At 43.6% G+C, this 3602-nt stretch carries 5 protein-coding genes; all 5 read left to right on the top strand.

Annotation, left to right across the window (positions count from 1 at the left end; translation table 11 throughout):
• Positions 1 to 150 precede the first annotated feature (150 nt).
• Positions 151 to 432, top strand: a complete 282-nt coding sequence (locus tag C8D82_RS20370) for a hypothetical protein (RefSeq protein ID WP_116886129.1) — start codon at positions 151 to 153, stop codon at positions 430 to 432.
• A 186-nt stretch (positions 433 to 618) separates the two neighbouring features.
• Positions 619 to 1743 (top strand): hypothetical protein, encoded by a 1125-nt coding sequence (locus tag C8D82_RS20940; RefSeq protein ID WP_133245325.1) that lies wholly within the window; start codon positions 619 to 621, stop codon positions 1741 to 1743.
• A gap of 3 nt (positions 1744 to 1746) precedes the next feature.
• Positions 1747 to 2097, top strand: a complete 351-nt coding sequence (locus tag C8D82_RS20360) for a hypothetical protein (RefSeq protein WP_116886127.1) — start codon at positions 1747 to 1749, stop codon at positions 2095 to 2097.
• 15 nt (positions 2098 to 2112) lie between these two features.
• Positions 2113 to 3309 (top strand): zonular occludens toxin domain-containing protein, encoded by a 1197-nt coding sequence (locus C8D82_RS20355; RefSeq protein WP_116886126.1) that lies wholly within the window; start codon positions 2113 to 2115, stop codon positions 3307 to 3309.
• Positions 3310 to 3340: 31 nt separating this feature from the next.
• The coding region (locus tag C8D82_RS21460) for a hypothetical protein (protein ID WP_165833238.1) at positions 3341 to 3602 on the top strand (262 nt) is incomplete at its 3' end.

The raw sequence follows: 3602 nt of genomic DNA, 5'->3' as shown, positions 1-3602 counted from the left end.
TCAGGGGTCATTGTATTTGGTCTTGCGTTGGGTATGATGGTTGGGATGCTTGGTACCGGCGTTCGAGCTGTCTTGCTAGCAATCCGACGTGGGGGCGATACTGACTTTTGGAATATCAAAGACAAATAACAACAAAAGGAGAGAAACATCATGAAGAATTTTTTCAAGAAAATCGGTGAAGGCGTGAAAGCGGTTGCCAATAAGGCGTCGTTGTTCGCTGTCGCGGCGCTTTCGATTGTGGGCTTTTCCGCTGGTGCTACGGATCTCGTGACCGAAGGTGAATCCGGCGCGGTGACGATCAATGCCGATGCCATTGTCGATCCGGTTCGTACTGCCATGACTTCCGCTATTACCAGTTGCGTTACGATTTTCGTTATCGTGCTGGTGGTTGGCTTCGTGTTCTGGCTCATCAAGCGTTGCACCAAAGGCTGATGAATCGACCGCCGCAGGGCAGGGGGCCACAGTGCCCCCTTTTTTGTTGGGAGTGAGTTATGGAAGAAACTGTAGTATTTGAGGAACTTCTTTTTGCCGTCAGGGCTGGCAATGTCTATTTATGTATCTTGGTTGGCCTTGTAATCTGGTATATTTTCCAAGCTGCTATCAGTGGGAGGTGATTTTATGCGTAGGTTATTGGTGCTGTTTTCGTTTATTTTTGGGATTGCTTGTTATTCTGCAGACTGGTATACTGGTCCTGAGGTAGATGGTTATGAACGTTATGGCTCGTATTCTGATATGTCTGGTTGGTTTGAATTTCCACCAGGAGAATATTTTGCTATTTGGTTAGATGCTTCAGGGGATCATGGTCATGGGCATGCATTGTTTTTGGATCATGAATGTTATGATCATGTTCATGCGCCTGAGGGGCATACCTGTCCTGAAACTGGTATTTGTCCTTATTCAATAGGACATCATACGTCTTATTCGTTTAAGGGTAAATTTTCTGCTGGTCGTTATTGGTTTTGGTTTGATGATGGAGATTTTCAAATTTTTAGAAAAACAACTTGTGATCTTTGCGGTAAAAAGATAGAATCAGGTTCAAAGCATAAACAAGTTTGTCCTGTTGTTTCTGGTGCGTTTTATTGTGGTGAAGAATCTGAGCACGTTAGTACTTTTACTTGTCACAATGGAATTGCACATAAGGTTTGTTCTCATATATCTTATCAGTATCAGGTTCCTTGTGGTTATCCTCTTAAGAACTTGGAAACTTGTCAGATTACAATTTGTCAGCTTTGTGGTGAAACTCATGAATCTGCGAAACATGGAGATGGGGATACTGGTGGCTCCGGTGGTTCGGGCGGCTCCGGCGAGGGCGGCTCCGGCGAGGGCGGCGACGGTGGTGGCGATGATACCGATCCTCCTGTTGATCCGCCTCCGGAACCACCAGAGGAAGGAGAAGGCGGCGGCGATGGTGGTGGCGATGGTGAAAGCGGAAACGGTGATTTTAAGGGTGATTCAGTAGGTGAGGGGGAATTTTCAGAAGTAGACAAGGGAAATTTTAATGCTTTTAAGGGTGATGGGCCTGATTTTATAACTGATATTGTTCCTTCAAATGTTGGACAAAGTGCGCCTGTTGTGGTAATTCCCTTTCCTGCTGTCGTCGGCGTATCTCAAAATATCGTTATTGATTTTGGAGCTGAACCGGGAGCAACGATCTTTAGAACGATTCGTGAAATTCTTGCCGGTCTGGTCTACGTTGGGGCTTTCATTATTTTAATAAAGATTCTTCGTAGCTTGGAGTATTGATATATGGCTTCTGTCGGTTCGCTTCTTTCTTCTCTGTGGGACAAGGTAAAGGAAGGATTTGACTTTCTGATACAGTCTTTGGTCGATGGGTTGCAATGGCTCTGTGATATGGCTGTATCTTTAATTACCTCTGGTTATAACTGGGTAAAGGATGATGTTTTTACCCCTGCATATGAATCGATAGTAAAAAATCCTTTTGGGAATGTTACGTTTCTCGATTCTACATATATGTCATGGGTAAATTACTTCTTGCCATTGTCTGAAACTCTGCATATTCTCGTTATTCTGTTGGGTGTGTGGTTGGCTGTGCTGGCCTTAAAAATCATAGTAAAGTTGATCCCGACTGTCTATTGAGGGGAGGGGAATTATATGCTTTATGTGATTACAGGCAAGCAACGTGCCGGGAAATCGTATTTTTCAGTTACGATCATGCAGGACTATTTAAAGTCTAGCAATCGTCCTATCTATACGAATCTTCCTTTACATCCTGATATTATCTGTAAGGGGTTGTTTCGCAGTCCTGCGAAATATTCCCTTGCTTTGCGTCGAATCTTCCTGTTTAAGAAATTTCGCAGCTTCGGAGAAGCAAGAGAGTTTTATAAGAAAAATCCTGACTGGTGCAAACTTCATCAGGTGATTGAAGAAAAGAAGATTTTGCGCTTTTGGCAGGTGACGCAGGCTAACGCTGTGATTGTACTGGATGAGCTTTACCAGTATTTCAGCTCTACAGATTATCGTGATAAATCTGATGATACTGCAGAACGTCGCAGGGAACTGCTGGCTTATACGCGCCAACATGGCCACTATAAAGATGACATGTTTCTGATCAGCCATTCAGAAAGCGATCTTGATGTAAATATTCGTCGTGGCGTTCAATATCTGTATGTAATCAGGAACGCAAAGTATTCCAATATCTTCGAGCGTTTTACTTGGCTGAAAGGTTTGAAATGGCCTGTTCAGTTCTTTATTATTCGAGGTTATGAGCATGGCGATAAGGAGTATTCTGATTCTTGGTCTTTGTTTCCTCGAAAACATGTTTTTCAGTGCTATGATTCATTTAGTCGCGCTGAATCTGTTCCCGGCAAATCCCTGCCTGATGAAAATGCAACGAGTACAGATACAGGCACGAATGTTTTAAAGAATCTTTTGCATTTCGTGAGCTGTTTGTGGCTTCCTCTTGCTTTCGTTTCCTGCATGGTAATAGGTGGTTGTGTTGGATGGAATGAATATTTAAAGTTTGTCAAGGGGCAGAAAGTGGAAATTTCGACCGGGGCAGGGGGGAAGCAGATAAAGAAACTGCCTGAAAAAACTGTTGAGCAGGTTCAACAGGAAAAGCAGCCAGTTTTGTATTATTCGCCTTTGGCCGTTTCTCCTAATCGCTTGGTCTATCCTAATGGTATTGTTTTAAAGATAGGTGATGTCTATGAAGATGAGAAGATTGTTCGCTTTGATCGCAGGTTTGTTTATTTCGTTGGGGGCGGTCGCTGCTCCCTCTCCTCGTTCGTCAGAGTTCCAGCAGCAGGATCAGCAGGAACAGCAGGAACAGCAGCAGGAAAGCAACCCTAAAGATTTCTTTCTATCTTGTCAGGGGGTGCCATTGTGGCAAGTCTGCCAGTCTATCAGCGAATACTATAAAGTTAACGTTGTAGTATTCGATGATCTTAAAGATAAGCCTATTTTTGCTGACGTTTCAGGCTGTGATCTTGCAGATGTTCTTGATTTGATTACTTGGCTTTTGGGGGTTGAGTGGGTAGAAAGGGCAGGGCAGTATTATATAGGTGGCAATCAGTCGAAAATAGAGGTTCTACCGTCTTTGGGGATTGATTCCAAACTTGAGCAGGTTTTTCCTAATGCTGTGA

This window comes from Victivallis vadensis, from assembly GCF_003096415.1.
In the GTDB taxonomy this organism is placed as follows: Bacteria; Verrucomicrobiota; Lentisphaeria; order Victivallales; family Victivallaceae; genus Victivallis; species Victivallis vadensis.
Note: the sequence above shows the minus strand (reverse complement) of the source record. Positions and strands in the feature narration are given on the sequence as shown.

Bases quoted from the DNA above. Each gene is read 5' to 3' on its own strand.
- C8D82_RS20370 (WP_116886129.1), top strand. From the start codon at position 151: ATGAAGAATTTTTTCAAGAAAATCGGTGAAGGCGTGAAAGCGGTTGCC.
- C8D82_RS20940 (WP_133245325.1), top strand. From the start codon at position 619: ATGCGTAGGTTATTGGTGCTGTTTTCGTTTATTTTTGGGATTGCTTGT.
- C8D82_RS20360 (WP_116886127.1), top strand. From the start codon at position 1,747: ATGGCTTCTGTCGGTTCGCTTCTTTCTTCTCTGTGGGACAAGGTAAAG.
- C8D82_RS20355 (WP_116886126.1), top strand. From the start codon at position 2,113: ATGCTTTATGTGATTACAGGCAAGCAACGTGCCGGGAAATCGTATTTT.